This is a genomic window from Sulfitobacter sp. 1A15106 (assembly GCF_043556995.1).
GTDB classification, from domain to species: domain Bacteria; phylum Pseudomonadota; class Alphaproteobacteria; order Rhodobacterales; family Rhodobacteraceae; genus Sulfitobacter; species Sulfitobacter faviae.
On sequence record NZ_JBIFFM010000003.1, the window covers coordinates 398379 to 422916 of the forward strand.

General features: G+C 61.9%; 25 protein-coding genes. 16 read left to right on the forward strand and 9 right to left on the reverse strand.

What is annotated here, in order from left to right; genetic code table 11:
• The first annotated feature begins 21 nt into the window (after positions 1–21).
• Complete coding sequence (locus ACGYKA_RS06875; protein ID WP_394438313.1) at positions 22–1245, forward strand: class I SAM-dependent RNA methyltransferase; 1224 nt, start codon at positions 22–24, stop codon at positions 1243–1245.
• Positions 1246–1356: 111 nt separating this feature from the next.
• The gene (locus ACGYKA_RS06880; RefSeq protein ID WP_168612924.1) at positions 1357–1854 is read left to right on the forward strand and encodes a murein L,D-transpeptidase family protein; all 498 of its coding nucleotides are present in this window, start codon (positions 1357–1359) and stop codon (positions 1852–1854) included.
• A gap of 62 nt (positions 1855–1916) precedes the next feature.
• Here the strand turns inward: ACGYKA_RS06880 and ACGYKA_RS06885 are convergent, their stop codons facing one another.
• The gene (locus tag ACGYKA_RS06885) at positions 1917–2414 is read right to left on the reverse strand and encodes a CAP domain-containing protein (protein ID WP_394407962.1); all 498 of its coding nucleotides are present in this window, start codon (positions 2412–2414) and stop codon (positions 1917–1919) included.
• Positions 2415–2582: 168 nt separating this feature from the next.
• Here ACGYKA_RS06885 and ACGYKA_RS06890 point away from each other — a divergent pair, with 168 nt between their 5' ends.
• Together ACGYKA_RS06890 and ACGYKA_RS06895 are read left to right on the forward strand one after the other, a co-directional pair.
• Positions 2583–3194: a L,D-transpeptidase gene (locus ACGYKA_RS06890; protein ID WP_067261126.1), complete on the forward strand. Its 612-nt coding sequence runs from the start codon at positions 2583–2585 to the stop codon at positions 3192–3194.
• 141 nt (positions 3195–3335) lie between these two features.
• Entirely contained in the window at positions 3336–3518 is a 183-nt protein-coding gene (locus tag ACGYKA_RS06895; RefSeq protein ID WP_067261136.1) for a hypothetical protein, read from the forward strand.
• A gap of 105 nt (positions 3519–3623) precedes the next feature.
• Here the strand turns inward: ACGYKA_RS06895 and hemH are convergent, their stop codons facing one another.
• Positions 3624–4700: a ferrochelatase gene (gene hemH, locus ACGYKA_RS06900; RefSeq protein ID WP_394407956.1), complete on the reverse strand. Its 1077-nt coding sequence runs from the start codon at positions 4698–4700 to the stop codon at positions 3624–3626.
• A 52-nt stretch (positions 4701–4752) separates the two neighbouring features.
• The gene (locus ACGYKA_RS06905) at positions 4753–5571 is read right to left on the reverse strand and encodes a methyltransferase domain-containing protein (RefSeq protein WP_394407953.1); all 819 of its coding nucleotides are present in this window, start codon (positions 5569–5571) and stop codon (positions 4753–4755) included.
• A 14-nt stretch (positions 5572–5585) separates the two neighbouring features.
• Between ACGYKA_RS06905 and ACGYKA_RS06910 the strand changes: the two genes are divergently transcribed.
• Genes ACGYKA_RS06910 through ACGYKA_RS06925 form a run of 4 tightly spaced genes read left to right on the forward strand, consistent with a single transcriptional unit; the run spans position 5586 to position 7894 of the window.
• Positions 5586–6317, forward strand: a complete 732-nt coding sequence (locus ACGYKA_RS06910; RefSeq protein ID WP_394407950.1) for a ComF family protein — start codon at positions 5586–5588, stop codon at positions 6315–6317.
• A gap of 37 nt (positions 6318–6354) precedes the next feature.
• The gene (gene grxC / locus ACGYKA_RS06915; RefSeq protein ID WP_067265371.1) at positions 6355–6615 is read left to right on the forward strand and encodes a glutaredoxin 3; all 261 of its coding nucleotides are present in this window, start codon (positions 6355–6357) and stop codon (positions 6613–6615) included.
• A complete protein-coding gene (locus tag ACGYKA_RS06920; RefSeq protein WP_394407947.1) occupies positions 6612–7442 on the forward strand; it encodes a carbon-nitrogen hydrolase family protein in 831 nt (276 codons plus the stop codon). The genes grxC and ACGYKA_RS06920 overlap by 4 nt, the downstream gene beginning before the upstream one ends.
• A gap of 11 nt (positions 7443–7453) precedes the next feature.
• Positions 7454–7894, forward strand: coding sequence for a MarR family winged helix-turn-helix transcriptional regulator (locus ACGYKA_RS06925; protein WP_067265366.1), 441 nt, complete (start codon positions 7454–7456; stop codon positions 7892–7894).
• Here ACGYKA_RS06925 and ubiG read toward each other — a convergent pair.
• A complete protein-coding gene (ubiG, locus tag ACGYKA_RS06930) occupies positions 7869–8639 on the reverse strand; it encodes a bifunctional 2-polyprenyl-6-hydroxyphenol methylase/3-demethylubiquinol 3-O-methyltransferase UbiG (RefSeq protein WP_394407945.1) in 771 nt (256 codons plus the stop codon). The two genes, ACGYKA_RS06925 and ubiG, sit on opposite strands and share 26 nt — an antisense overlap.
• 48 nt (positions 8640–8687) lie before the next feature.
• On the opposite strand from ubiG, the gene pip reads away from it, so the two are divergent.
• The 6 genes from pip (at position 8688) to infB (ending at position 15981) form a co-directional block, all read left to right on the forward strand.
• Positions 8688–9659: a prolyl aminopeptidase gene (pip, locus tag ACGYKA_RS06935; protein WP_394407942.1), complete on the forward strand. Its 972-nt coding sequence runs from the start codon at positions 8688–8690 to the stop codon at positions 9657–9659.
• A complete protein-coding gene (locus ACGYKA_RS06940; RefSeq protein WP_394407939.1) occupies positions 9656–10519 on the forward strand; it encodes an ABC transporter substrate-binding protein in 864 nt (287 codons plus the stop codon). The genes pip and ACGYKA_RS06940 overlap by 4 nt, the downstream gene beginning before the upstream one ends.
• Positions 10520–10655: 136 nt before the next feature.
• Positions 10656–11234 (forward strand): ribosome maturation factor RimP, encoded by a 579-nt coding sequence (gene rimP, locus ACGYKA_RS06945; RefSeq protein WP_067265355.1) that lies wholly within the window; start codon positions 10656–10658, stop codon positions 11232–11234.
• Positions 11234–12862, forward strand: a complete 1629-nt coding sequence (gene nusA / locus ACGYKA_RS06950) for a transcription termination factor NusA (RefSeq protein ID WP_067265353.1) — start codon at positions 11234–11236, stop codon at positions 12860–12862. The genes rimP and nusA overlap by 1 nt, the downstream gene beginning before the upstream one ends.
• Before the next feature lie 20 nt (positions 12863–12882).
• The gene (locus tag ACGYKA_RS06955) at positions 12883–13503 is read left to right on the forward strand and encodes an RNA-binding protein (RefSeq protein ID WP_394407937.1); all 621 of its coding nucleotides are present in this window, start codon (positions 12883–12885) and stop codon (positions 13501–13503) included.
• A gap of 9 nt (positions 13504–13512) precedes the next feature.
• A complete protein-coding gene (infB, locus tag ACGYKA_RS06960) occupies positions 13513–15981 on the forward strand; it encodes a translation initiation factor IF-2 (protein ID WP_271692644.1) in 2469 nt (822 codons plus the stop codon).
• Positions 15982–15990: 9 nt separating this feature from the next.
• On the opposite strand, the gene ACGYKA_RS06965 is transcribed toward infB, so the two are convergent.
• The 5 genes from ACGYKA_RS06965 to ACGYKA_RS06985 all read right to left on the reverse strand — a co-directional run bounded on the left by ACGYKA_RS06965 (position 15991) and on the right by ACGYKA_RS06985 (position 20513).
• On the reverse strand, positions 15991–16797 hold the full coding sequence (locus ACGYKA_RS06965; protein WP_394407935.1) for a metallophosphoesterase family protein: 807 nt from the start codon (positions 16795–16797) through the stop codon (positions 15991–15993).
• Positions 16794–17711, reverse strand: a complete 918-nt coding sequence (locus tag ACGYKA_RS06970) for a diacylglycerol/lipid kinase family protein (RefSeq protein WP_394407932.1) — start codon at positions 17709–17711, stop codon at positions 16794–16796. Before ACGYKA_RS06970 ends, ACGYKA_RS06965 begins: the two co-directional genes overlap by 4 nt.
• A gap of 320 nt (positions 17712–18031) precedes the next feature.
• Positions 18032–18430 (reverse strand): (deoxy)nucleoside triphosphate pyrophosphohydrolase, encoded by a 399-nt coding sequence (locus ACGYKA_RS06975; protein ID WP_394407929.1) that lies wholly within the window; start codon positions 18428–18430, stop codon positions 18032–18034.
• Between the two features lie 4 nt (positions 18431–18434).
• On the reverse strand, positions 18435–19661 hold the full coding sequence (gene argJ, locus ACGYKA_RS06980; RefSeq protein WP_394407926.1) for a bifunctional glutamate N-acetyltransferase/amino-acid acetyltransferase ArgJ: 1227 nt from the start codon (positions 19659–19661) through the stop codon (positions 18435–18437).
• Positions 19662–19664: 3 nt separating this feature from the next.
• Positions 19665–20513 (reverse strand): peptidylprolyl isomerase, encoded by an 849-nt coding sequence (locus ACGYKA_RS06985; protein ID WP_394407923.1) that lies wholly within the window; start codon positions 20511–20513, stop codon positions 19665–19667.
• Between the two features lie 173 nt (positions 20514–20686).
• On the opposite strand from ACGYKA_RS06985, the gene secA reads away from it, so the two are divergent.
• Positions 20687–23389 (forward strand): preprotein translocase subunit SecA, encoded by a 2703-nt coding sequence (gene secA, locus ACGYKA_RS06990; protein WP_394407920.1) that lies wholly within the window; start codon positions 20687–20689, stop codon positions 23387–23389.
• A gap of 102 nt (positions 23390–23491) precedes the next feature.
• Complete coding sequence (locus ACGYKA_RS06995; RefSeq protein ID WP_394407917.1) at positions 23492–24463, forward strand: hypothetical protein; 972 nt, start codon at positions 23492–23494, stop codon at positions 24461–24463.
• The last annotated feature ends 75 nt before the right edge of the window (positions 24464–24538 follow it).

Genomic DNA, 24538 nt, shown 5'->3' on the forward strand with positions numbered 1-24538 from the left:
TTGCCGCGCTATGGGCAGGCTATGACAGAACATGAAATCTTGCGTCTTGGCCACCACGGCGATGGCATCGCCGAAGGTCCGATCTTTGCCCCGATGACCCTGCCGGGGGAAACCGTCACCGGCGTTGTCGACGGGCAGCAGCTTCGCGATGTGCGGATCGTCACCCCCTCCGACCAGCGGGTCGCACCGCCCTGTCGCCATTTCAAATCCTGCGGCGGCTGCCAGTTGCAGCATGCCGCTGACGATTTCGTGGCGGCTTGGAAGGTCGATGTGGTGCGTAACGCGCTTTCAGCTCATGGGTTAGAGACAGAATTTCGCCCCATCCAAACCTCCCCCGCGCAATCGCGCCGTCGGGCGACCTTTGCCGCGCGGCGGACGAAAAAGGGCGCTATGGCGGGCTTTCATGGCCGCGCCTCTGATGTGCTGATCGAGGTGCCGGGCTGTCAGTTGGTCGATCCCGCCTTGCTGCCGGGGCTGAAGGTCGCCGAAGAACTGGCGCTGATCAGCGCCAGCCGAAAGGCCGAATTGGCCGTCACGGTCACCCTGTCGGAAGAGGGGCTGGACGTCTCTGTCGCCAATGGCAAACCGCTCGACGGGCCGCTGCGCCAGCAATTGGCGCAGGCTTGTGAGGCTCTATCTCTGGCTCGGCTGACATGGGATGGCGAGGTAATTGCGATGCGCGCGCCGCCCGTACAGCGCTTTGGCGATGCGCCGGTCACGCCGCCGCCGGGCGCCTTCTTGCAGGCCACCCGTCATGGCGAATCGTCCCTGCTCGACGCGGTCAGGGATGCGGTGGGCGAGGCCGAGGTTGTGGCCGATCTTTTCGCGGGCTGCGGCACCTTTGCCTTGCCCTTGGCGCAGCAGGCGCGGGTGCACGCGGTGGAAGGCGATGCCGAGATGATCGCCGCGCTGGAAGGGGGCTGGCGTCGGGCCAAGGGGGCGAAACCGCTCACCGCCGAGGCGCGCGACCTGTTTCGCCGACCGCTCCTCCCGGATGAACTGGCCAAGATCGACGCCGTGGTGCTCGACCCGCCCCGCGCAGGGGCTGAGGCGCAGGTGGCCGAGATCATCCGCGCCGAGGTGCCGCGCGTGGCCTATGTCTCCTGCAATCCGGTGAGCTTTGCCCGCGATGTGCAGAACATGGTCGCGGCGGGCTATCGGTTGGAGTGGGTGCAGGTGGTGGACCAGTTCCGCTGGTCGTCCCATGTGGAACTCGCCGCCTGTCTGACCCTGCCTGAAAGCTGAGCCACGGACCCATATGACGCCGCGGATCACTGCTTTTTGAGTGAAATTAATCCCTCTCTATGGTAACGCGGATAAAAAGGCCGGAATGGCCGGGGCGTTGAGGGCACAGTGATGAAACGCAGGACGATGATACTTGGCGGCACCGCTATGGTGGCGCTTGGCGCGTGCAGTAGCAGTAAGTTCAAACGCTACACCGGTCCTGAAGTGACCTATGTGGTTGTGAACAAAAGCCAACGCCGCATGATGCTGTTGCACCATAACCGCGTGCTCGAAGATTACCGGATCAAACTGGGCTTCGCTCCGGTGGGTCACAAAGCCTTTGAGGGGGATGGCCGCACGCCCGAAGGGCTGTACCGAATCGATCGTCGCAATCCGAACAGCCGTTTCCACCTTTCCGTCGGGATCGACTACCCGAACGCACGCGATATCGAGAATGCGCGCGCCATGGGCAAAAGCCCGGGGGGCGATATCTTTATCCACGGGCAGAAAGACCCGCGGAAGAAGGAAAAGCACGATTGGACTTGGGGCTGTATCGCGGTCACCAACAAAGAGATTGAAGATGTCTACGCGATGGTGCGTGACGGCACGCCGATCCTGATCACGCCCTAAGGGCCGTTTGATACGACACCGGCCCCCGCAGGGGCCGGATCGGTCGGTCAATCAGACAAAGATCAGTTGCCGACGACCAGCGTCCACCAGATCTTGCCACCGTTTTCCTGATGCCATGCGAAACCCATCTGGCGGCCATCGGGGGCCATCAAGATGCGGCGCGTGTCGGGTTGCTCCATCCACGCGGCGAGGGTCTCAAGCTCGGTCTCATAGGTTTCCGAGATTACCTCGCCGACCAGACCGCCGGTATAGCCCACGCGCTGGATGCGATCGATGGGCGAGGACCCGTCAGAGCCGAAATGCCAGGGGCGGTTTTGCACCGCCATATCGCGCGAATGGGTGGCGGCAGCGGCGTTCAGCTTGGCATCCAGCGCCAGCGGCGCCACCCCGGCAGAGCTGCGCAGCGCATTGACGGAGTCGAGCATGCGGAATTGGATCGTACCCGCGTCGGAGCGGCTGATGCGGTAGGTGCCGCCGGCTTTGCCGCCGGTCGTGCTGGACGGGGTACAGGCAGATAGCGCAACCGTCAGCGCCAGTAGAATGGACAGGATACGGATCATATGAGCGCTCCACGCAATGAAGTTTTTTCTGCCTTACATCGGGGCGCGTTGCAGTTCAAACGCACATAGGCATGACTCTGCCGTGCAGCCCCGGTTTCAATTGAAACTGCGTCTTTCGAGCCATATAACTGGCACCAATTAGCATAATTTCAGTTTTGGAGACGCTCCATGTCCGCTCCCCGTTTTTCGATCAAGAGCCGCCGTGGCTTCCTTGCTGGCAGCGCCGCGATGCTCGCCACACCCGCGCTGGCGCAAAGCACCTCTTCCTTCAACTCCACCGCCACGACCGAGACGGAGCGCGACCTGACCGAAGCGGTCAAGCGCAATGTTTCAAGTTTCCGGATGCTGGATTGGCGCCCCTATTTCAGCAACACGCGCAATGGCGCGGTGCTGGTCGATATCGACAGCCGGGCGGTGCACTACTGGTCCGAGGATCAGAGCGTTTACAAACTCTACCCCTCTTCGGTGCCGCTGACCGAAGACCTCACACGCCGTGGCCGGACCCGTGTCATCAAAAAGGTCGAGGGGCCAAGCTGGCGTCCCACGCCTTCGATGCTCAAGCGCAATCCCGAATGGCCGCCCTATGTCGGCCCCGGCCCGGACAACCCTCTGGGCACCCATGCGCTGTACCTCAGCTGGACCTACTATCGTATCCACGGAACCCACGACACAAGAAAAATTGGTCGTAAGTCTTCCAATGGTTGCATCGGGCTCTATAACGAACATATCGCCGAACTTTTTGCCCTGACGAAGGTCGGCACGCAGGTGTTGCTTATTTGACGACATCCCCCTGATTCCTTGATGCAATAGCTGATTCCGGGTTTGCAAACTTTTGCCGATACTGTTTAGAACAGGATTACGAGGTAAGTCTTGGGTGCGTGTATGTATATGATACAGCACGCCTATTCTGGAGGTTATGTTATGAAGAAACTCGTTCTCGCCGCTGCTCTGTCCGCTGCTGCATCGACTGCTTTTGCTGGTTCGCTGGCCGAGCCGATCGTCGAAGCACCGGTCATCGTGGAAGAAACAACAGGTTCGTCCTCGGGCATCCTGGTTCCCCTGATCCTGCTGGCCCTGGTTGCCGCAGCTGTTGCTTCCGACTAATCGGAACTGACGATCAAACGGAAAAGGCGGTGCAATGCACCGCCTTTTTTGTTTTCTGCGTAAGGCTTTGAAAAAGGGGCCGCCGCAGCGACCCCAAGGCGGGGCTTAGTCCAGCCAGCCGCCCAAGTTCTCGGTGATGATCGTGGTCAGCGTTTCGATATGCGCCGCATCGTCGTTCAGGCAGGGAATATAGGTGAAATCCTCGCCGCCTGCCTCTTCAAAGCTTTCCTTGATCTCTTCGTTGATCTCTTCGAGCGTTTCGATGCAATCGGCCGAGAAGGCAGGAGCGCAGACGGCAATGCTTTTCTTGCCCGCCTTGGCCTGACGCGCGACCTCTTCGACGGTATAGGGTTGCAACCATTCCTCGGGGCCGAACTGCGACTGGAAGGTCGTGATGATCTCACTGTCGTGCCAGCCCAAACGCTCTTTCAGCAGGCGCGTCGTTTTCTGGCACTGACAATGGTAGGGGTCACCCTCCATCAGATAGCGCTGCGGCAGACCGTGGTAGGAACAGACCAGCAGGTCGGGCTTTTTGTCCTTCGCGGCATAGGCACGCTCGACCGATTGGGCCAGCGCTTCGATATAGTCGGGCCGGTCGAAATAGGGGGCAACAGTGCGCGAGGCGGGTTGCCATTTTTCCTTCGCCAGAGCGGAAAAGAAAGCGTCATTCGCCGTTGCCGTGGTCGCCCCGGCATATTGCGGATAAAGCGGGAAAAACAGGATCTTTTGGCATCCAGCGGCGACCATCGCCTCGACCTTGGAGCGGGTCGACGGGTTGCCATAACGCATGGCGTAGTCGACCATCACATCGGCCCCGTAGCGCGCTTCAAGCGCCGCTTTGATCTTGGCGGTTTGCGATTTGGTGATCGTCGCCAGTGGGCTTTCGTTCTCGGCCTCGTTCCAGATGGATTTATAGGCCGCGCCGCTGGCAAAGGGGCGTTTGGTGAGGATGACCGTTTGCAACAGCGGTTGCCATTTCCACGGGCTGTAATCAATCACCCGGCGGTCCGAGAGGAACTCACTCAGGTAGCGGCGCATCGACCAATAGTCATAGCCGTCCGGCGTGCCAAGGTTGGCGAGCAAAACGCCAACTTTGGGACGCGGGACTTTGGGGTGATCGGTGGGGCCGTGTTCGGGTTGGGTGACGTCGGCTTGGGCGGATTGGGGCTGGGCTGCCTGCATGGGGGTTTCCTCGCATATCATCCGCGCAGAGATAGCCGCTTTGCCGATTGGGTCAATCGGGGAGGGGTTCCTCGCGACTATTCAGCGCATCTGCCAGCCGTTGCTGCGCTGATCCAGGGCGCAAAGGTTTCTGCTGGCTTTCGTCCGGTGCCCAACCGGCAAGGAAGATCATGTCGAAAGTCGCCATGATCCGGCCCGAGGCGGCGGTGAAATGCGTGGCGTAAAGCTCAGCCGCGCGTGTCAGCACGGCGCGGCCCGTGGGGCGGCGCAGGCGGGCTTGCAGGGCGTTGGTCTCTCCCATTTCGCGCAGGTCGCGCATCAGGGCCCATGCGTCATCATATTCCACGGTCAGTGGTTGGCTATCGGCCACGGGCAGGGCCAGCCCCGCGCGTTGCAGCAGCGCGCCGAGATCGCGCAGTTCCCCCATCGGGGCGATGCGGGGCGACAGGCCGCCAGTCACTTCGGCTTCGGCCTGACCAAGGCAGGCGCGCAACTCATGCAGGGTTTGCCCGCCAAGCGCCACGGCCTGTAACAGCCCGTCGGGGCGCAGCGCGCGGCGGCATTGGATCAACTGGCCGATGGGGTCATTCGCCCAATGCAGCCCCATGGCGTGGATCACCAGATCATGCGCCTGCGGTTCCAGCGCCAGCACCTCGGCCTCGGCGACGATCTTGGCCTTAGGGAACGCCTCTGCCCAGACTTGGGGGAAGCCGGTCACGATGGCCGGTGCGGTAAACGTTTTCTTAACCAAACTCAGCCGATCCTGAACCTCATCGGCGGCTGCCTGTTGCAGGAACATGCCCCGTGTCGTCGCGCGGGCGCGGTGCTGGGCGAGGGCCTTGGGGTCGGTCAGGTTGGGCTGTGCTGTCATGGGGAACACATAGAATGCCGCCACGGGGACTTCAAACAGCAGTGTCGCTTATCTACCCGCCGCGTTGTCTGGGCTGCGGTGGGCTTGTCGATGCGAATTTCGGGCTGTGCGGCGCTTGCTGGCGCGACACAGCCTTCATCGGCGGGACGGTTTGCGATGCCTGCGGGCTGCCCCTGCCGGGCGGCGGGGATGTGGGTTCACCCCATTGTGATGCCTGTCTTGCCACGCCGCGGCCTTGGGCGCAGGGGCGCACGGCGGTCATCTACCGCGATATGGGGCGCAGGCTGGTTCTGGCGCTCAAACATGGCGACCGGCAAGAGATCGCCCGCCCCGCCGCGCGCTGGATGGCGCAAGCGGCGCAGGGCATCCTGCCGCAAGAGGCGCTGATCGCGCCGGTGCCGCTGCATTGGCTGCGCTTGCTAAAACGGCGGTACAATCAATCGGCTCTGCTGGCCAAGGCGCTGTCGGCGGAAACCGGGCACCGCTGGTGTCCCGATCTGTTGCAGCGGGTCCGGCATACGCCATCGCTGGAGGGTTTGGGCCGTGCCGCCCGGTATCGCGTGTTGGAGCAGGCGATCCGCGTGCATCCGCGACGGCGGCTCCGTATCATCATGCGACCGGTGATCTTGGTGGACGATGTCTTTACCTCCGGCGCCACATTGACCGCCTGCACGCAGGCCTGTCTGGCCGCCGGGTCCGGCCCCGTTTTCGTGCTGGCACTGGCGCGCGTGGCCAAAGAGACCTAGATCACTGTGCAACGTTAACTGTTCAAAGGGTGATCCTATGCAACCTGTCGAAATCTATACGTCGCCGCTCTGCGGTTTTTGCCATTCCGCCAAACGCCTGCTGACCCAAAAGGGCGCAGCCTTTGACGAAGTCGATGTGCTGTCAGAGCCAGAGCGCAAGAAAGAGATGATCCAGCGCGCAGGCGGCGCCCGGACCGTGCCGCAGATTTTCATCGGCGATGTGCATGTCGGTGGATGCGATGAGCTTTATGCGCTGGACCGTGCCGGCAAGCTGGATGCATTGCTGAGCGACAGATGAAAATCGCGCTGCTGCAACTCAACGTCTCGGATGACCCCGCCGCCAACCTGGTCGAGACCCGCGCCCTGCTGAGCGAGGCGGTGGCGGGCGGGGCCGAGTTTGTCCTGACCCCCGAGGTGACGAATTGCGTCAGCACCAGCCGCAGCCATCAACAGTCGGTGCTGGCCTATGAGGAAGACGATGCCACCCTCGCGGCCCTGCGCGAAGAGGCGGCGAAGGCGGGCATCTGGCTGCTGATCGGCTCGCTCGGTCTAAAAACGCGCGGGGGGGACGGGCGCTTTGCCAACCGGTCTTTCCTGATTTCCCCACAGGGAGAGATCATCGCGCGCTATGACAAGATCCATATGTTCGATGTGGATATCAACGAGACCGAAAGCTACCGCGAGTCCGCGGGCTATCGCCCCGGTGACAAAGCCGTGGTCGCAGAGACGCCTTTTGGCAAGATCGGCATGTCGATCTGCTACGACATGCGTTTCCCGGCGCTATATCAAGCTTTGGCCGAGGCCGGTGCGCGTATCCTGACCATGCCTGCGGCCTTCTCTCCGGTCACCGGGGCCGCGCATTGGCACAGTCTGCTGCGGGCGCGGGCGATTGAGAATGGCTGCTATGTGCTGGCCCCGGCCCAGACGGGCACCCATGCCAGCGCCGCGCATAGGACCCGCGACACCTATGGCCATTCGCTGGTCGTGGCCCCTTGGGGGGAGGTGGTGTTGGATGCCGGAACGGCCCCCGGCGTTTACTTTTGTGACATGGCCATGGAAGAATGTGACAAGGCCCGCGCCAAAGTGCCCAGCCTTGCCAACCGCCGCCCCTTTGCCGCGCCCTGACCGGACCGAAAATGACCGACGATAAAAACACCCTTGCGATCATGTTGTTCGGAGAATTGCTGGCCGCCGACCAATCGGTGCGCAGTCGCCTGACACGGGTACTGCCGCGGGGGATGGAGATCTCGCATTTCTCGGTGTTGAACTCGCTTTCATGGCACGGCGGCGAACGCTCGCCCGCGCAACTGGCCGAGACCTTCAACGTCACGCGCGGGGCGATGACCAACACGCTGAGCAAACTCGAATGGGCCGGTTACGTTCATATCCGCCCCGATTGGGACGACGCGCGGCGCAAGATGGTCGCGATCAGCCCCGCCGGGCGGCAGGCGCGGGATGCGGCGGTGAATGCGATCACGCCGATGATCTCGAACGTGGTGGGGGAGCTTGGCGAAGAACAGGTCCGCGCCACGCTCCCGATCCTGCGCGCGCTCAGGCGTCAGTTGAGCCAGGGTTGAGGCCCGGATTAAGGCTGGCGGTGACGTAGTTCACGCTTAGATCCCGATCCGACAGCCGCCACGACCATGCGACGGGGTTAAAGACGAAACCCTTGCGATCCACCGGCTCCAGCCCGGCGCGGCTCAGCAGGTCGAAAAGCTCATCTGGGGTGATGAACTTGTTCCAGTCATGGGTGCCCTTGGGCAGCCAGCGCATCACATGCTCGGCCCCGACAATCGCCATCATAAAGGACTTTGGATTGCGGTTCAGAGTCGAACAGATGTGCAGCCCGCCGGGTTTCAGCAGGCGGCGGCAGGCGATCAGATAGTCGATGGGAGAGGCGACATGTTCGACCACCTCCATGTTCAGCACCACATCGAATTTCTCACCGGCATCGGCCATGTCCTCGGCGGTGGTGTGGCGGTAGTCGATCTCTAGCCCCGATTGCTGCGCGTGGATCTGCGCCACGGGGATATTCCCCGCCGCCGCATCTGCGCCCACCACATCGGCCCCAAGCCGCGCCATCGGTTCGGACAGCAACCCGCCGCCGCAGCCGATGTCGAGGATGCGCAGCCCCGCGAAGGGGGCAGGGCCCGTCAGGTCGCGGTCGAACTCCCCCGCGATCTGGCTGGTGATATAGTCCAACCGGCAGGGGTTCAGCATGTGCAGCGGCTTGAACTTGCCGTTCAGATCCCACCATTCGGCGGCCATTGCTTCGAATTTGGCGATCTCGGCGGGGTCGATGGTTGATTGATCCGCTTGCATTCTGATCTCCCTGTGCTCTTTTGGGTTCAATGACTATATAGGGCGGCAATGGACAAGTATCCCGACCAAAAACGCGGCGCGCCGCATCTTTATCCGCCGGTTGAGCCTTTCGACCAGCGGATCTTGTCCGTAGGGCAGGGGCATCAGGTCTATGTCGAGCAATGCGGCAACCCTGAGGGCATCCCCGTCGTGGTGCTGCATGGCGGCCCCGGGGGCGGTTGCAGCCCGGCGATGCGGCGGTATTTCGACCCTAAGGTTTACCGCGTGGTGCTGTTTGATCAGCGCGGCTGCGGGCGCTCCACCCCGCATGCCTCGGTCATCGACAATACAACATGGCATCTGGTCGCGGATATCGAGCTGATTCGCACCACGCTTGGCATCGACAAATGGATGGTTTTCGGCGGCTCTTGGGGCGCGACGCTTTCGCTGATCTATGCCCAAGCACACCCAGAAGCGGTGCGCCATTTGATCCTGCGCGGCGTGTTTTTGATGACGCAGGCCGAGCTTGATTGGTTCTACGGTGGTGGGGCCGGACGGTTCTGGCCCGAACTTTGGGCGCGTTTCGTGAACCTGATCCCCGAAGATGAGCGTGACGATCTGATTGCGGCCTATCACCGGCGGCTGTTCTCGGGCGATCTGCGGGTCGAGCAGGACTATGGCCGCGCATGGGCCGCGTGGGAAAACGCGCTGGCCTCGGTGCATTCTGATGGGGTGTCGCATGGCGGGCCATCGGCCTATGCGCGGGCCTTTTCGCGGTTGGAGAACCATTATTTCACCAACAATGGCTTTTTGGAGTTCGACGGTCAGATCCTCGAACATATGGGGCGGATCGCGCATATCCCGGGGGTCATCGTGCAGGGGCGCTATGACATGATCTGCCCGCCTGCGGGCGCCTATGCGTTGGCCGAACGCTGGCCCAATGCCGACCTGCGGATGATCCGGGATGCGGGCCACGCCTTGTCGGAGCCGGGGATCAGTGCCGAATTGGTGCGCACGATGGATAGGATCGGGCAGCGATGAGCGGGCGCAACTCTTTGCTGGATCGCCGGGCGCTTTTCACCACCGGTGCGGCGGCGGCCCTGCTGGCCGCGACAGGTGCCAGCGGCGGAGAGCCGCCCCGGCGCGGGGGCCGTTTGCGGCTGGCGCTTTCAGGTGCCACGCGAGAGGATACTTGGGTCCATGGCGATGGGCTCTTCATGCAGGTCGCGCGGCAGGGGATGATCTTTGACACGCTGACCGAAGTCACCGGCAATGGCATCCTCAAAGGTGAGTTGGCGACCGGTTGGCAGGCCAGCGATGGTGCCCGGCAGTGGCAGTTCGACCTGCGCCCCGATGTGCGTTTTCACGACGGCAGCCCCCTGACCGCCCGCGATGTGGTGGCCAGTCTGCGCGGTCTTCTGGCCGGGGCCGAGGTCGCCGTTCAGGACGATCTGCAAGTGCAGGTCACATTGGCGGCGGCGAATCCCGACCTGCCGCTCCTGCTGGCGCAATCGCGCTATGTGATCCGCCCCGCCCATGCGCCCGAGGCCGGGATTGGCACCGGGCTTTACCGTCTGCGGCGCTTTTCCGCCGGACGTCAGGTTTTGGCCGAACGGGTAGAGATGCATTACAAGGACGGCACCGCCGGGTGGTTCGATACGGTCGAACTGGTGTCGCTCCCCGCCCGTGAGGTGCGGGCGCAGGCGCTGAGCGAAGGGCTTGTTGATGCAGCGGATTTACCCGCGCGGCCCCGTTACCGCGACCGGGGGGATGTGACCCTTCAGGCTGATAGCGCAGGCGGGGTCAGCGCATTGTCGGGCGATCTGCGCCAACCGCCGAACCCCGGACGCCAAGCGCCGATGGACAACCTGCGCGCGCCCGAGCGGTGGTGGTTCGGCTGAGAGGGGTTGCAGTTTCGCCGCATTCGGCCTATATCCCCTTCAACAGCGGCGCTTTCGGGTCCACACCGAAGGCTCCACCGAATTCGTGAACGGGCCGCGCGCCCGTTTTTTTGTGCCCAGTGAAAATGGATGTCTCATGTCGAATGACCTGATCGCCAAAGCCGCCATCGACCGCCGCCTGGCCGAGATCATCACCCCGGTGATCGAGGATATGGGCTTTGAACTGGTGCGCGTGCGCCTGATGTCGGGCAAGTCCACCACTCTGCAAGTCATGGCCGACCGGCCCGAGGGCGGGATCGAAGTGGATGAATGCGCCAAGATCTCGCAGGCCATCGGCGCAGTGCTGGATGTCGAAGACCCGATCCTCGACGAATATTCGCTCGAGGTCTCAAGCCCCGGGATCGACCGCCCGCTGACGCGGCTCAAGGATTTCGACGCTTTCGAAGGCTATGAGGCCAAGATCGAGACCACCGAACTGATTGACGGCCGCCGCCGCTTTAAGGGTGAGTTGGCAGGTGTCGAGGGTGGCGAGGTGCTGATCAACGTCGAAGAGGGCACCATCGGATTGCAGTTCGACTGGCTCAGCGATGCCAAGCTCGTGCTGACCGACGACCTGATCAAGGAAATGCTCCGCCAGCGCAAAGCGTCTGGTGCGATCGACGAAACCGATTTTGATGATATCGAGACTGAAGAGTCTGCTGAGGGAGACACCTAATGGCCATTACATCTGCAAACCAGCTTGAGCTGTTGCAAACCGCCGAGGCGGTGGCGCGCGAGAAGATGATCGACCCCGGTCTGGTCGTCGAAGCGATGGAGGAATCCCTCGCCCGTGCCGCCAAGTCCCGCTATGGCGCCGAGATGGACATCCGGGTCGACATCGACCGCAAGACCGGCAAGGCCACCTTCACCCGCGTCCGCACCGTGGTCGAGGATGATGAGCTTGAGAACTATCAGGCCGAGTTCACCGTAGAACAGGCCAAGCAGTACATGGCCGACCCCAAGGTTGGTGACACTTTCGTCGAGGAAGTACCCCCGGTTGAAATGGGCCGCATCGCGGCGCAATCGGCCAAGCAGGTGATCTTGCAAAAGGTCCGCGAAGCTGAGCGTGACCGCCAGTACGAAGAATTCAAAGACCGCGCCGGGACCATCATCAACGGTCTGGTCAAGCGCGAGGAATATGGCAACGTCATCGTCGACGTGGGTGCTGGCGAAGCGATCCTGCGCCGGAACGAGAAGATTGGCCGCGAAAGCTATCGCCCGAACGACCGCATCCGCGTCTATATCAAAGACGTGCGCCGCGAGCAGCGCGGCCCGCAGATTTTCCTGAGCCGCACCGCGCCTGAATTCATGGCCGAGCTGTTCAAGATGGAAGTGCCGGAAATCTACGACGGCATCATTGAGATCAAAGCGGTTGCCCGCGACCCGGGTTCGCGCGCCAAGATCGCCGTGATCTCGCATGACGGTTCCATCGACCCCGTCGGTGCTTGTGTCGGTATGCGTGGCAGCCGCGTGCAGGCCGTCGTGAACGAGCTTCAGGGCGAGAAGATCGACATTATCCCGTGGAACGAAGACCAGCCCACCTTCCTTGTGAACGCGCTGCAGCCTGCGGAAGTGTCGAAAGTGGTTCTGGACGAAGAAGCCGGCAAGATCGAAGTGGTCGTGCCCGAAGAGCAGCTGTCGCTCGCGATTGGCCGCCGTGGTCAGAACGTGCGTCTGGCGTCGCAGCTGACTGGTCTTGATATCGACATCATGACCGAAGAGCAGGAAAGCCAGCGCCGTCAGGCCGAGTTCGAACTGCGCACCAAGCTGTTCATGGACAACCTCGATCTCGACGAATTCTTCGCCCAGCTTCTGGTCTCCGAAGGTTTCACCAACCTCGAAGAAGTGGCCTATGTCGAAGTCGACGAGCTGCTGGTCATCGACGGTGTGGACGAAGACACGGCGGGTGAGTTGCAGGCCCGCGCCCGTGACGTGCTCGAAGCGCAGAACAAAGCGGCGCTTGATAACGCCCGCGCATTGGGTGTCGAAGACAGCCTGGTTGAATTTGAGGGGCTGACCCCCCAAATGATAGAAGCGCTGGCCAAGGACGACGTCAAAACGCTGGAAGATTTCGCCACCTGCGCCGATTGGGAACTGGCTGGCGGCTGGACCACGGTCAACGGCGAGCGTGTCAAAGACGACGGCGCGCTTGAGCCCTTCGATGTTAGCCTCGAAGATGCGCAGGCCATGATCATGACCGCCCGCGTCATGCTGGGCTGGGTCGACCCGACCGAGCTTGAGGACGATGCGGAAGAAGACGACGTAGAAACAGACGGCGAAACCGCCGAGGAGGCCGAGGCCTAAGCGGGCCTCGGGGGTTGCACATGGGACGCGGTGACGCCTCGAATGACCGGTCAGACGGTGCGGAACGCAAGTGCATCGCCACGGGCGAAGTGCAGCCGAAACATGGGTTGATCCGTTTCGTGGTCGGCCCGGACAATCAGGTTTACCCGGATATTCTGGGTAAACTGCCGGGCCGGGGCATCTATGTCGTGGCGGATCGTGCGGCGCTGGAATTGGCCATCAAGAAAAAGGCCTTTTCCCGCTCGGCGAAACAGCCGGTCACCCTGCCCGACGGGCTGGTCGACGAGGTCGAGCAGCAGTTGGCGCGGCGGGTGGTCGAGCTGATCTCGCTGCAGCGCAAGGCGGGCAAGGCGGTCGCCGGTTACGAAAAGGTCAAGGGTTGGTTGCAAACCGAAGAGGCCGAAGTATTGATACAGGCCGTAGACGGGTCAGGGCGCGGCAAGTCCAAGCTGAGCACCCCACACTATGGTCATTACATCGGTTGGTTGACAGCCGATGAATTGGGTTTGGCATTCGGTCGCCAAACTGTGATACATGGGGCGCTCGCCTCTGGTGGACTCACGCAACGTGTTGTAGAGGAAGCCGGTAGACTTAAAGGCGTGCGCGTAAACGAGGGTGGCAACGGCCATCCGAAAGGATAGACGAGCTTCATGAGCGATAGTGACGGCAAGAAAACATTGGGTCTGCGCGGTGGCGCACGTCCGGGGAACGTAAAGCAAAGCTTTAGCCACGGGCGTACCAAAAACGTTGTGGTCGAAACCAAGCGCAAGCGTGTTGTGGTGCCCAAACCGGGTGGCCAGAAATCAACAGGTCCGGGCGCCGGGCCGATTGGCGATCCCAAGAAGCGCCCCGCAGGCATCACCGATGCCGAGATGGAGCGCCGTCTGAAGGCCGTTCAGGCCGCCAAGGCCCGGGAGGCCGAGGAAGCCGCGCAGCGTGAAGCCGAGGAAAAAGCCCGCGCCGAAGAGCGTGAGCGCCGCCGGGCCGAGATTGAGGCCAAGGAACGCGAAGAGCGTGAGCGCGAGGAAAGCCTTAAGGCCAAAGCCGAGGAAGACGCGCGCCGCAAAGCAGAGGCCGAAGCGGCCGCCGCTGCGCCCGCGCCGGAACCTGCCGCTGCACGCGAGCCGGGCAACAAACCTGCGCCCGCCGCTACGCCGCGCAAAACCACGGACCGTGACCGCGACGACAGCAAGAAGCGCAGCAAAGGTGGCGACAGCCGCCGCGCGGGCAAGCTGACCGTCAATCAGGCGCTTGCCGGTGGCGAAGGTGGCCGTCAGCGTTCCATGGCGCAGATGAAACGCAAGCAGGAACGTGCCCGTCAAAAGGCAATGGGTGGTCAGGTCGAGCGTGAAAAGATCGTGCGCGACGTGCAACTGCCGCCCGCCATCGTGGTCTCTGAACTCGCCAACCGTATGGCCGAGAAGACCGGCGCGGTGGTCAAGGCGCTGATGCAAAACGGCCTGATGGTGACCCAGAACGAAACCATCGACGCCGATACAGCCGAGCTGATCATCGAGGAATTCGGCCACAAAGTGGTGCGCGTTTCCGACGCCGATGTCGAAGATGTCATCAAAGAGGTCGAGGACGATCCGAAGGATTTGCAATCGCGCCCCCCGGTCATCACGATCATGGGCCACGTCGACCACGGCAAAACCTCGCTTCTGGACGCGATCCGCAACGCCAAGGTTGTGGCGGGCGAAGCCGGTGGCATCACCCAGCACATCGGCGCCTATCAGGTGAAAACCGACAACGGCACCGTGCTGTCCTTCCTCGACACGCCGGGTCACGCGGCCTTCACCTCCATGCGCTCGCGCGGTGCTCAGGTCACGGATATCGTGGTTCTGGTGGTCGCGGCGGATGACGCCGTGATGCCGCAGACGATCGAAGCGATTGCCCACGCAAAAGCGGCCAAGGTGCCGATGATCGTGGCAATCAACAAGATCGACAAACCCGCCGCCAATGCCGACAAGGTCCGTACCGATCTGCTTCAGCACGAAGTCATCGTCGAGAAGATGTCGGGCGATGTGCAAGACGTCGAAGTTTCGGCAGCAACGGGCCAAGGTCTCGACGATCTGCTCGAAGCCATCGCGCTGCAGTCGGAAATCCTCGAACTCAAGGCGAACCCGAACCGGGCCGCCGTGGGTGCGGTGATCGAAGCGCAGCTTGACGTGGGACGCGGCCCCGTCGCGACTGTGCTGGTTCAGAACGGCACGCTGCGTCAGGGCGATATCTTCGTCGTGGGTGAGCAGTACGGTAAGGTTCGTGCGCTGATCAACGACCAAGGCGAGCGCGTCAAAGAAGCCGGGCCTTCGGTGCCGGTTGAGGTGTTGGGCATCAACGGCACGCCCGAGGCCGGTGACGTGCTGAACGTGACCGAGACCGAAGCGCAGGCCCGTGAGATTGCCGAGTATCGTGCGCAGGCCGCCAAGGACAAACGCGCTGCTGCCGGTGCCGCCACCACGCTTGAACAGCTGATGGCCAACGCCAAGGCCGACGAGAACGTCAGCGAGCTGCCGATCCTGGTCAAAGCCGACGTGCAAGGTTCTGCCGAAGCGATCGTTCAGGCGATGGAGAAAATCGGCAACGACGAAGTCCGCGTTCGGGTTCTGCACTCCGGTGTGGGCGCGATCACCGAGACGGATGTCGGCCTTGCCGAAGCTTCCGGCGCGCCGATCATGGGCTTCAACGTGCGTGCCAATGCCTCGGCTCGGAATACGGCGAACCAGAAGGGTGTCGAAATCCGCTACTACTCGGTCATCTATGACCTTGTGGATGACGTGAAAGCGGCCGCAAGCGGCTTGCTGAGCGCCGAGATCAAAGAGAACTTCATTGGCTACGCCAATATCAAAGAAGTCTTCAAGGTCACCGGTGTGGGCAAAGTCGCAGGCTGTCTGGTCACCGAAGGCGTCGCCCGCCGCAGCGCCGGTGTGCGTTTGCTGCGCGACAACGTCGTGATCCACGAAGGCACGCTGAAAACGCTTAAGCGCTTCAAAGACGAAGTGCCCGAGGTTCAGTCCGGTCAGGAATGCGGCATGGCATTCGAGAACTACGAAGACATCCGCCCCGGCGATGTGATCGAGATTTTCGAGCGCGAAGAAGTGACCCGCACCTTGGCCTAAGCCAAACGCTTACAAGATGAATTCCCCAGAGGCCCGGTCAAATTGCCGGGCCTCTGCTTTTGTGAAGGCCTTCTTGCTATCATCGAAACTGATCCGCGCCAGATTGACGTGCAGGGGCGAAATATCGATCAGGTTGAAATCATTCGGCTCCCCCCGCTGGCGCGATGACAGGCTGGTGCCCGCGTGCAGTTGGATCGCCAGATGACCGTCATGCTCAGGCGCTGGATGAGCAAAGGTGCCTGCGTGCCAGATGTGCAGATGCCCCGATAGGATCAGGTCGGCGCCGCAGTCCAAAAGCCGCCTCAGCGCGCGTTTCGCGCCCGGAATGGGCCGCTTGTGGGTCTCGTTGGGGTGATCCAGCGGATGGTGGCAAACGGCGATACGCAGGGTCTTTTCCCCCCCGCGTGACAGGGCGCGGCAGGCGCGGCCCAAACGGCGCAGGCCCAGTTTGCCAGTCTGCCATTTGAACCGATCAACGGTGTTGACCCCCACGGCGACAAAATCCGTCCCTTCATGCACTGGGGTCAGATCAGGGTCGATCCAGCGCCGGTAATAACGCCACGCGGCGAAGAAGCGGGTGAAGGGGCGGTGCAGCGGGATATCGTGATTGCCCGGCACGCTCAGCACCGGTGCGTTGATCCTGTCAATAAAGGCCCGCGCGGCGCGATACTCCTTTTCCCGCGCCCGCTGGGTCAGGTCGCCTGAGATGATTACCAAATCGGGGTCATATCCATTCACCGCTTCCAGCAGAGGCGCGAGGAGGTCGGGACGGTCCTTCCCGAAGTGCAGGTCGGAGAGGTGAATTAAACGGCTCATCTCACGGCCTTTCCGCTCGTGCTAGGCACGTAGATATGAATGGGCGAGGGCGCGCGGGAGAGCCTATACGGCCCCTGCATCACCGCAATCTCACCATCCCGCGCGACGTAGCGTTTGCGTTGCTTCATGCGTATTTCGATTTTGGACCCGCAGAGCATTTCGTAATCCGTGTGATGTTTCGCGCGGCCCGTGGCCAGCGCCACCGCATGGCGCAGCAGACCGAAACGATAGGCGTCGGGCGCGACGAGCAGCACCATATCGCCGCGCGCAATGCAGTCCTGCCCGTCGAGCCCCATTTGATCCAACTGGAAGGCATTGTTCACCGCGAAGACAAGCGGGGTGCGAAGTTTGGTTTCCTTGCCGTCGACCGTGATGGTCAGTTCGAGCGAAGTGCGAAAATCCATCAAGGCCTTGATCACCGACCAATAGGCAGCAACGCGGCTGCGGCCCCAGCGGCGGTAGATACCTTCGCGCGTCTTAAGGATTGCCGGGTAGGCACCGATGCTGGCGTTATTCAGAAAGGTCTCGCCGTTGATCGTCGCCACATGCACTGGACGGCTTTCGCCGCTGGCAATGACACCGACCGCCGCTTCGAGGTCTTCGGGGATGCCCATCGACCGCGCGAAATAGTTGAAGGTGCCTTGCGGGATGATGCCGAGCGGACGGTCATGGTCTACCATGGCCGAGGACACGCCCGAGATCGTGCCATCCCCGCCCGCTACGGCAATGATCCCCTCGCCCCGAAACAGCGCCTCGCGCGCGGCGCTGGCAGGGTCGTTGCGTTTGTCGATATTAATGAATTCCGCCGTGATCCCGTGCCGCGCAAAGGCGGAGCGGATCGTGTTTTCGGCTTGGTCACCGTCTTGACGGCCTGAACCGCGGTTCAGAATGACGATAGCGCGCTTCGATGACATAAGTTCCCCTGCCAAATGCTCGGGGAAAACGCGGTGGAACGCCTATTTGTTCACCTCAATAGGCGTTCCGATGAGATTTTTCAGACAGGCTTGCCTTCGAAAATCTTCCCGTCGACTTGAACGGCCATGCGACCGCCCGCCAACATTTTTACAAAGATACCCTGAACGTAAATGGAACTTCCGATTGCGATGGTTCTCAACATGTCGGCACCCTTTCATACAGATGTTACAACTCTGCCTCAGGATGGTGCGCATTCGGTTAAAAAATCCGCAACATGCTGAGCGATTGGCGATCACTAGTGCAATTCTGCCACTCTGCGCTAGAGCCAATCACGCAATATTGATATGAGCGGCACGTCTGCCTCGGGCATCGGATAGGCGCGCATTTCGTTCGGGCGCACCCATTTCAGGATCTGCCCCTCGCGCGAAACTGGCGTGCCGCCCCATTTGCGACAGGCGAACAGCGGCATCAGAAGGTGGAAATCACTGTAGCTGTGGCTGGCAAAGGTCAGCGGGGCAAGACAGGATTCCCATGTCTCGATCCCCAGTTCCTCATGCAACTCGCGGATCAGCGCCGCTTCTGGCGTCTCTTCGGGTTCGATCTTGCCGCCCGGAAACTCCCAAAGGCCCGCCATCGGCTTGCCTTCGGGGCGTTGGGTCAAAAGCACGCGGCCATCGATGTCGATCAAGGCCGCGGCGGAAACCAGCACTGTCTTCATCTGGTCAGGACCGGTAATCGGCGTTGATGTCGATATAGCCGTGGGTCAGGTCACAGGTCCAAACGGTGCACTGCCCCTCGCCAAGGCCCAGATCGACGCCGATGGTGATGTTCTGACCCTTCATATGCGCGGCGGCATCCTTTTCGGAGTAGTCGGGGCTGCGCCATCCGTCGCGCGCGACTTCGATATCGCCGAAACGGATCGACAGACGGTCACGGTCCGCCGCGGCCCCGGATTTCCCGATGGCCATGACGACGCGGCCCCAGTTGGGGTCTTCGCCCGCGATCGCGGTCTTGATCAGGGGGGAGTTGGCGATGGCCATGGCGTGGATCTTGGCCTCGTCGTCGTTGGAGGCACCGGTTACCGCCACCTCGACGAATTTCTGCGCGCCTTCGCCGTCTTTGACGACCTGATGTGCGAGGTCCATCATCACGTCCCGCAGCGCCGCGTCAAAGGCTTCATTGCCCGATACGTCGACACCGGAGGCGCCTGTTGCGGCTATGATCAGCGCGTCGGATGTGGAGGTGTCACTGTCGACGGTGATGCAGTTGAACGTTGTCTCGGTATGGGTCGAAAGGCGCTGTTGCAGCTCGTCCGTCGCCAGCACCGCATCGGTAAAGATATAGACCAGCATGGTGGCCATATCGGGCGCGATCATGCCCGACCCTTTGGCGATCCCCGCGATAGAGACGGTTTTGCCATCGATCTCAACCGTGGCGCTGGCCCCTTTGGGGAAAGTGTCCGTCGTCATGATGGCGCGCGCCGCGTCCTCGATGCCCGCGGGGTCAAGCTGGGCATGGAGGTCGCCCAGCACGGCGGTGATGCGTTCATGCGGCAGGGGTTCGCCGATGACACCGGTGGAGGAGGTGAAGACCCGCGCCTGCGGCACGCCGCAGGCCTCAGCAGCCGCGGCGGTGATCGCCTCGACCGCGTCGGTGCCGCCCCGCCCGGTAAAGGCATTGGCGTTGCCCGAGTTCACGACGATGGCGGCGCCCTCATCAGAGGCGCCGCCGATCTTTGCCTGGCAGTCCAGCACCGGGGCCGCGCGGGTGGCAGAGCGCGTGAACGCCCCCGCCACGGCACTGCCCGGTGCCAGCTTCGCCAACATCACATCGGTGCGCCCTTGATAGCGCACGCCAGCGGCGATGGTGGCGAATGTCACGCCGTCGATAACCGGAAGTTCGGGAAAACGGGCCGGGGCGAGCGGCGAGACAGCCAGTGATTTAGCCATGAGTTAGTTCAGCCATTCGATGTTGTTGAGAACGGAAGGGTCGATGCCTTCGGCCGCGCTGCGGTCAACCTCGGCAGAGTCGGTCAGGCTTTCGATCGCCTCTTGCACGTTGGTCTGGCGGATTTGGGTTTCCAGCTCTTCACGCACGTCTTCCAGTGCGGGCGCTTCGGCGGTGCGTGTCTCGTTCAGTTTGATGACATGCCAGCCGAACTGGGTTTCCACCGGTTCCGATACGCTGCCAGCTTCCATGCCAGCGACGGCCTCTTCAAATGCAGGCACCATCATGCCCGGGCCGAACCACCCCAAGGAGCCGCCACCGGGGCCGGAGGGACCGGTCGATTTCTCTTTGGCAAGCTCGGCAAAGTCCGCGCCGCCGTCGAGTTCTGTTTTGATCGCGTCGGCTTCTTCCTTGGTTTCGACAAGGATATGCGAGGCGTTGAACTCGGGCTCAGGCTCTGCGTCGCTGTATTGCGCGTCATAGGCCGCTTGCAGTTCTTCGTCGCTGACCGGCTCTGCCATGACGCCTTCGATCGCCTCACCGGCGGTGAGCGAGCGGGTCTCATTCTCGAGCGACAGGGTCACGCGCGGCGGCAATTCGCCGGTAAAGCTGTCGGCGAGGGCCGTCTGTTGCACAAGCTGGTCCAGCAGGCCTTTGAACAGCACATCCTCGGGCAGTTGTTGGTACTGCTGGGGCAGGCTCGCGCGGGCGACGATCATATGCCCGAGCGTGATTTCAGTGTCGTTGACGGTGGCAACAACCGTGTCGAGACCCGGTTCGTCCTGGGCGGCTACAGGCAGCGCCACAGCGGCGGCAAGCGCCAAAGACGACAGAAATGTGAGGGGTTTTTGCATGGTTGGGTCCAATCGCTTCCTTCGTAGCAGGGCTGCTACATTGACAGTGTATGGCACGCCCCTTACATCGCCTTATGGCGCTGAGAGGCGCGGGCTCATCCACTATCTATGGGCTGCCATGGCGCTCGGCAACCAGATCGGCGCAAGACATCATAACTTCGGCGGGAGATTACATGCTGGGTATCGGAACAATCGCCAAAAAGGTCTTTGGCACGCCAAACGACCGGAAGATCAAGGCGACCCGTCCGCTTGTGGCACGGATCAATGCGCTGGAGCCCGAGTTTGAAAAGCTAAGCGACGACGAGATCAAAGCGCGCACCGCGGAACTGGCCAAACGGGCCGACGGGGGCGAAAGCCTTGACGATCTGCTGCCCGAAGCCTTTGCCAACTGCCGCGAAGCGGCCCGCCGCACCCTTGGCCTGCGCGCCTTCGACACGCAGCTTCTGGGCGGCATCTTCCTGCATCAGGGCAATATCGCCGAGCAGAAGACCGGTGAGGGCAAGACCCTGACCGCGACCTTCGCGGCCTATCTCAACGGTCTGACGCATAAGGGCGTGCATGTGGTGACCGTGAACGAATACCTCGCCAAGCGCGACGCCGAGTGGATGGGCAAGGTGTTCGGCGCGCTCGGTCTGACCACGGGTGTCGCCTATTCCGGCATGCCCGAGGACCAGAAACGCGCGGCCTACGCCTGCGACATCACCTATGCCACTAACAACGAGTTGGGCTTCGACTACCTGCGCGACAACATGAAGTCGAACCTGTCGGACATGCTGCAACGCGGGCATAACTTTGCCATCGTGGACGAAGTCGACAGCATTCTGATCGATGAGGCACGGACACCCCTGATCATCTCCGGCCCGTCGCAGGACCGCTCCGAGATGTACCAGATCATCGACGCGCTGATCCCCTCGCTCACCGAAGAGCATTTCGAGTTGGACGAGAAAACCCGCAACGTCACCTTCACCGACGAGGGCAATGAGTTCCTCGAAGAGCAGCTGCGCGCGCGGGAATTGATCGAAGAGGGGATGACCCTTTACGATCCCGAAAGCACGACCATCGTGCACCACGTCAACCAAGGTCTGCGCGCGCATAAGCTGTTCCAGCGCGACAAGGACTACATCGTGCGCGATGGCGCGGTGACGTTGATCGACGAATTCACCGGCCGCATGATGCCGGGCCGCCGCTTGTCGGACGGTCTGCACCAGGCGATCGAAGCCAAAGAAGGCGTCGACATCCAGCCCGAGAACGTGACCCTCGCAAGCGTCACCTTCCAGAACTACTTCCGCCTTTACGACAAACTGGGCGGCATGACAGGCACGGCCTTGACCGAAGCTGAAGAATTTGCGGAGATCTACGGCCTTGGCGTGGTCGAGGTGCCGACCAACGTGCCAATCGCCCGTGTGGACGAAGACGACGCCGTCTATCGCACCGCGCGAGAGAAATACGAGGCGATGATCGAGCGGGTCAAAGAGGCCCACGCCAAGGGGCAGCCCTGCCTTGTCGGCACCACTTCGATCGAAAAGTCCGAACAGCTCAGCGCCATGCTGACCGCCGCCGGGATCGAGCATAACGTGCTCAACGCGCGCCAGCACGAGCAAGAGGCCCAGATCATTGCCGAGGCGGGCAAGCTGGGCGCCGTGACCATCGCCACCAACATGGCGGGCCGCGGCACCGATATTCAGTTGGGCGGCAACGTCGAGTTGAAAGTCCTCGACGCGCTGGATGCCGATCCTGAGGCCGACCCGGCCAACATCCGCGCCCAGATCGAAGCGCAGCATGCCGAAGAAAAGCAGAAGGTGCTGGAGGCCGGTGGTCTCTACGTTCTGGCTTCCGAGCGTCACGAGAGCCGCCGCATCGACAACCAGTTGCGGGGCCGTTCGGGCCGTCAGGGTGACCCGGGCCGCACCTCTTTCTTCCTGTCGCTCGAAGATGACCTGATGCGCATTTTCGGTTCGGAACGGCTTGAGAAAGTGCTGACGACACTGGGTCTGAAAGATGGCGAAGCCATCGTGCACCCATGGGTCAACAAATCGCTGGAGCGTGCGCAGGCCAAGGTTGAGGGCCGCAACTTCGACATCCGCAAGCAGCTGTTGAAGTTCGACGACGTGATGAACGAGCAGCGCAAGGTGATCTTTGGCCAGCGCCGCGAGATCATGGAGGCGGACAACCTCAATGAGATCGTCACCGATATGCGCGAGCAGGTGATCGACGATCTGATCGACACCTATATGCCGCCCAAGACCTATGCCGATCAGTGGGACACCCAAGGTTTCTATGCCGCGGTGATCGAACAGTTGAACGTCGACGTGCCGATCATCGCATGGTGCGAAGAGGACGGCGTGGATGATGAGGTGATCCGCGAACGTCTGATGAAAGCCACGGATGAGCTAATGGCCAAGAAGGCCGAGGCCTTTGGCGAAGAGAACATGCGCAACATCGAGAAACAGTTGTTGTTGCAGGCCATCGACACCAAATGGCGCGATCACCTGCTGACGCTCGAACATCTGCGTTCGGTCGTGGGCTTCCGCAGCTACGCGCAGCGCGATCCGCTGAACGAGTATAAGAACGAAGCCTTCCAATTGTTCGAGACGATGCTCGACAGTCTGCGGCAGGACGTGACCCAAAAGCTGGGCCAGATCCAACCGATGAGCGAAGAGCAGCGCCGCGAGATGATGCAGGAAATGGCCGCCCGTCAGGCCGCGATGCAAGCTGCGGCGAGCGAGGCGGCGGATGAGGCCTCTGAACAGGCCGAGGCCGCAGCCCCCGGCTTTGACGAGAACGATCCGTCCACATGGGGCAACCCGGGCCGGAACGATCCCTGCCCCTGCGGTTCTGGCAAGAAGTTCAAACACTGCCACGGTCAGATCACCTGAGCGGCGTCACCTTTTCGCCCATAACTTGGCGTTTCAGGGCCATACCCCGGCCCTGATCCGCGCCCATAAAGTCTCTAACGAATCCGTTGAAGGAGACTTGTCATGTGGCGCACGAAAGAAATTCTGACAGCTGTCGGCACTCTGGCCTGTGCGGTGGGCATTGGCTATGTCATGCAAAGCTCCGACACCGCGCAGCAGCGCTATGGCGCGGCTGAGGCGCAGCGCCCGGTGGCCGACAATGGCGCGTTGCTGGAGGTTGAAGGCATCACCCTGACCTCTGCCGCGCTCGACAGTCCCATCGCGCTGCCAAAACTGGATGACCGCGTGGTCAAGGCCGCAGCGCCCCAAAGCCTGCCGCCCGCCCCGGAAACCCACGGCGCCGCGATCCCCGCGACCTGCGATATCATCGCCGAAGCGGATGCCGTCGCCGCCGCGATGGTGAAACTCACCCTCGATGCCGCCTGCCTGCCGAATGAGCGGCTGACCGTGCACCACAACGGCATGATTTTCACCGAAGTGACCGATGACCAAGGGCAGTTGTCCGTCACCGTCCCGGCCTTGGCGGAAGAGGCTGTTTTCATCCTCGCTTTCGGCAACGGTGATGGCGCAGTGGCGCAGACTTCGGTCCCTGAACTCTCTGATTTCAACCGCGTCGTGCTGCAATGGAAAGGCACCGCAGGGTTCGAGCTTCACGCCCGCGAGTTCGGCGCGGATTACGGCGAGGCGGGCCACGTCTGGTCCGGTACGCCGCGCGATATGACCGCCGCGGTGCTGGGCGAAGGGGGCTACATGACCCGCAATGGCGACATTGAGGCTTCTGAGGCGCTGATGGCCGAAGTCTATAGCTTTCCGGTCGCCAAAGCGGGGCAGGAGGGCGATGTCGCGCTCAGCGTGGAGGCTGAGGTGAGCGAGGCGAACTGCGGGCTTGAGATCGAAGCACAGGCGCTGGAACTGCGCGGCGATGATCCGGTGAAAACCCAAAACCTGACCCTCGCCGTGCCGGACTGTGACGCTGTCGGCAACTTTCTGGTGTTGAATAATTTGCTCCAAGACCTGAAAGTCGCGCAGAACTGATTGTGCAACCGGTGGTCTGGAAATTCTCTGACACCATGATCACGCATCCTGGCATTCCCACTTTATGTAGGCCTT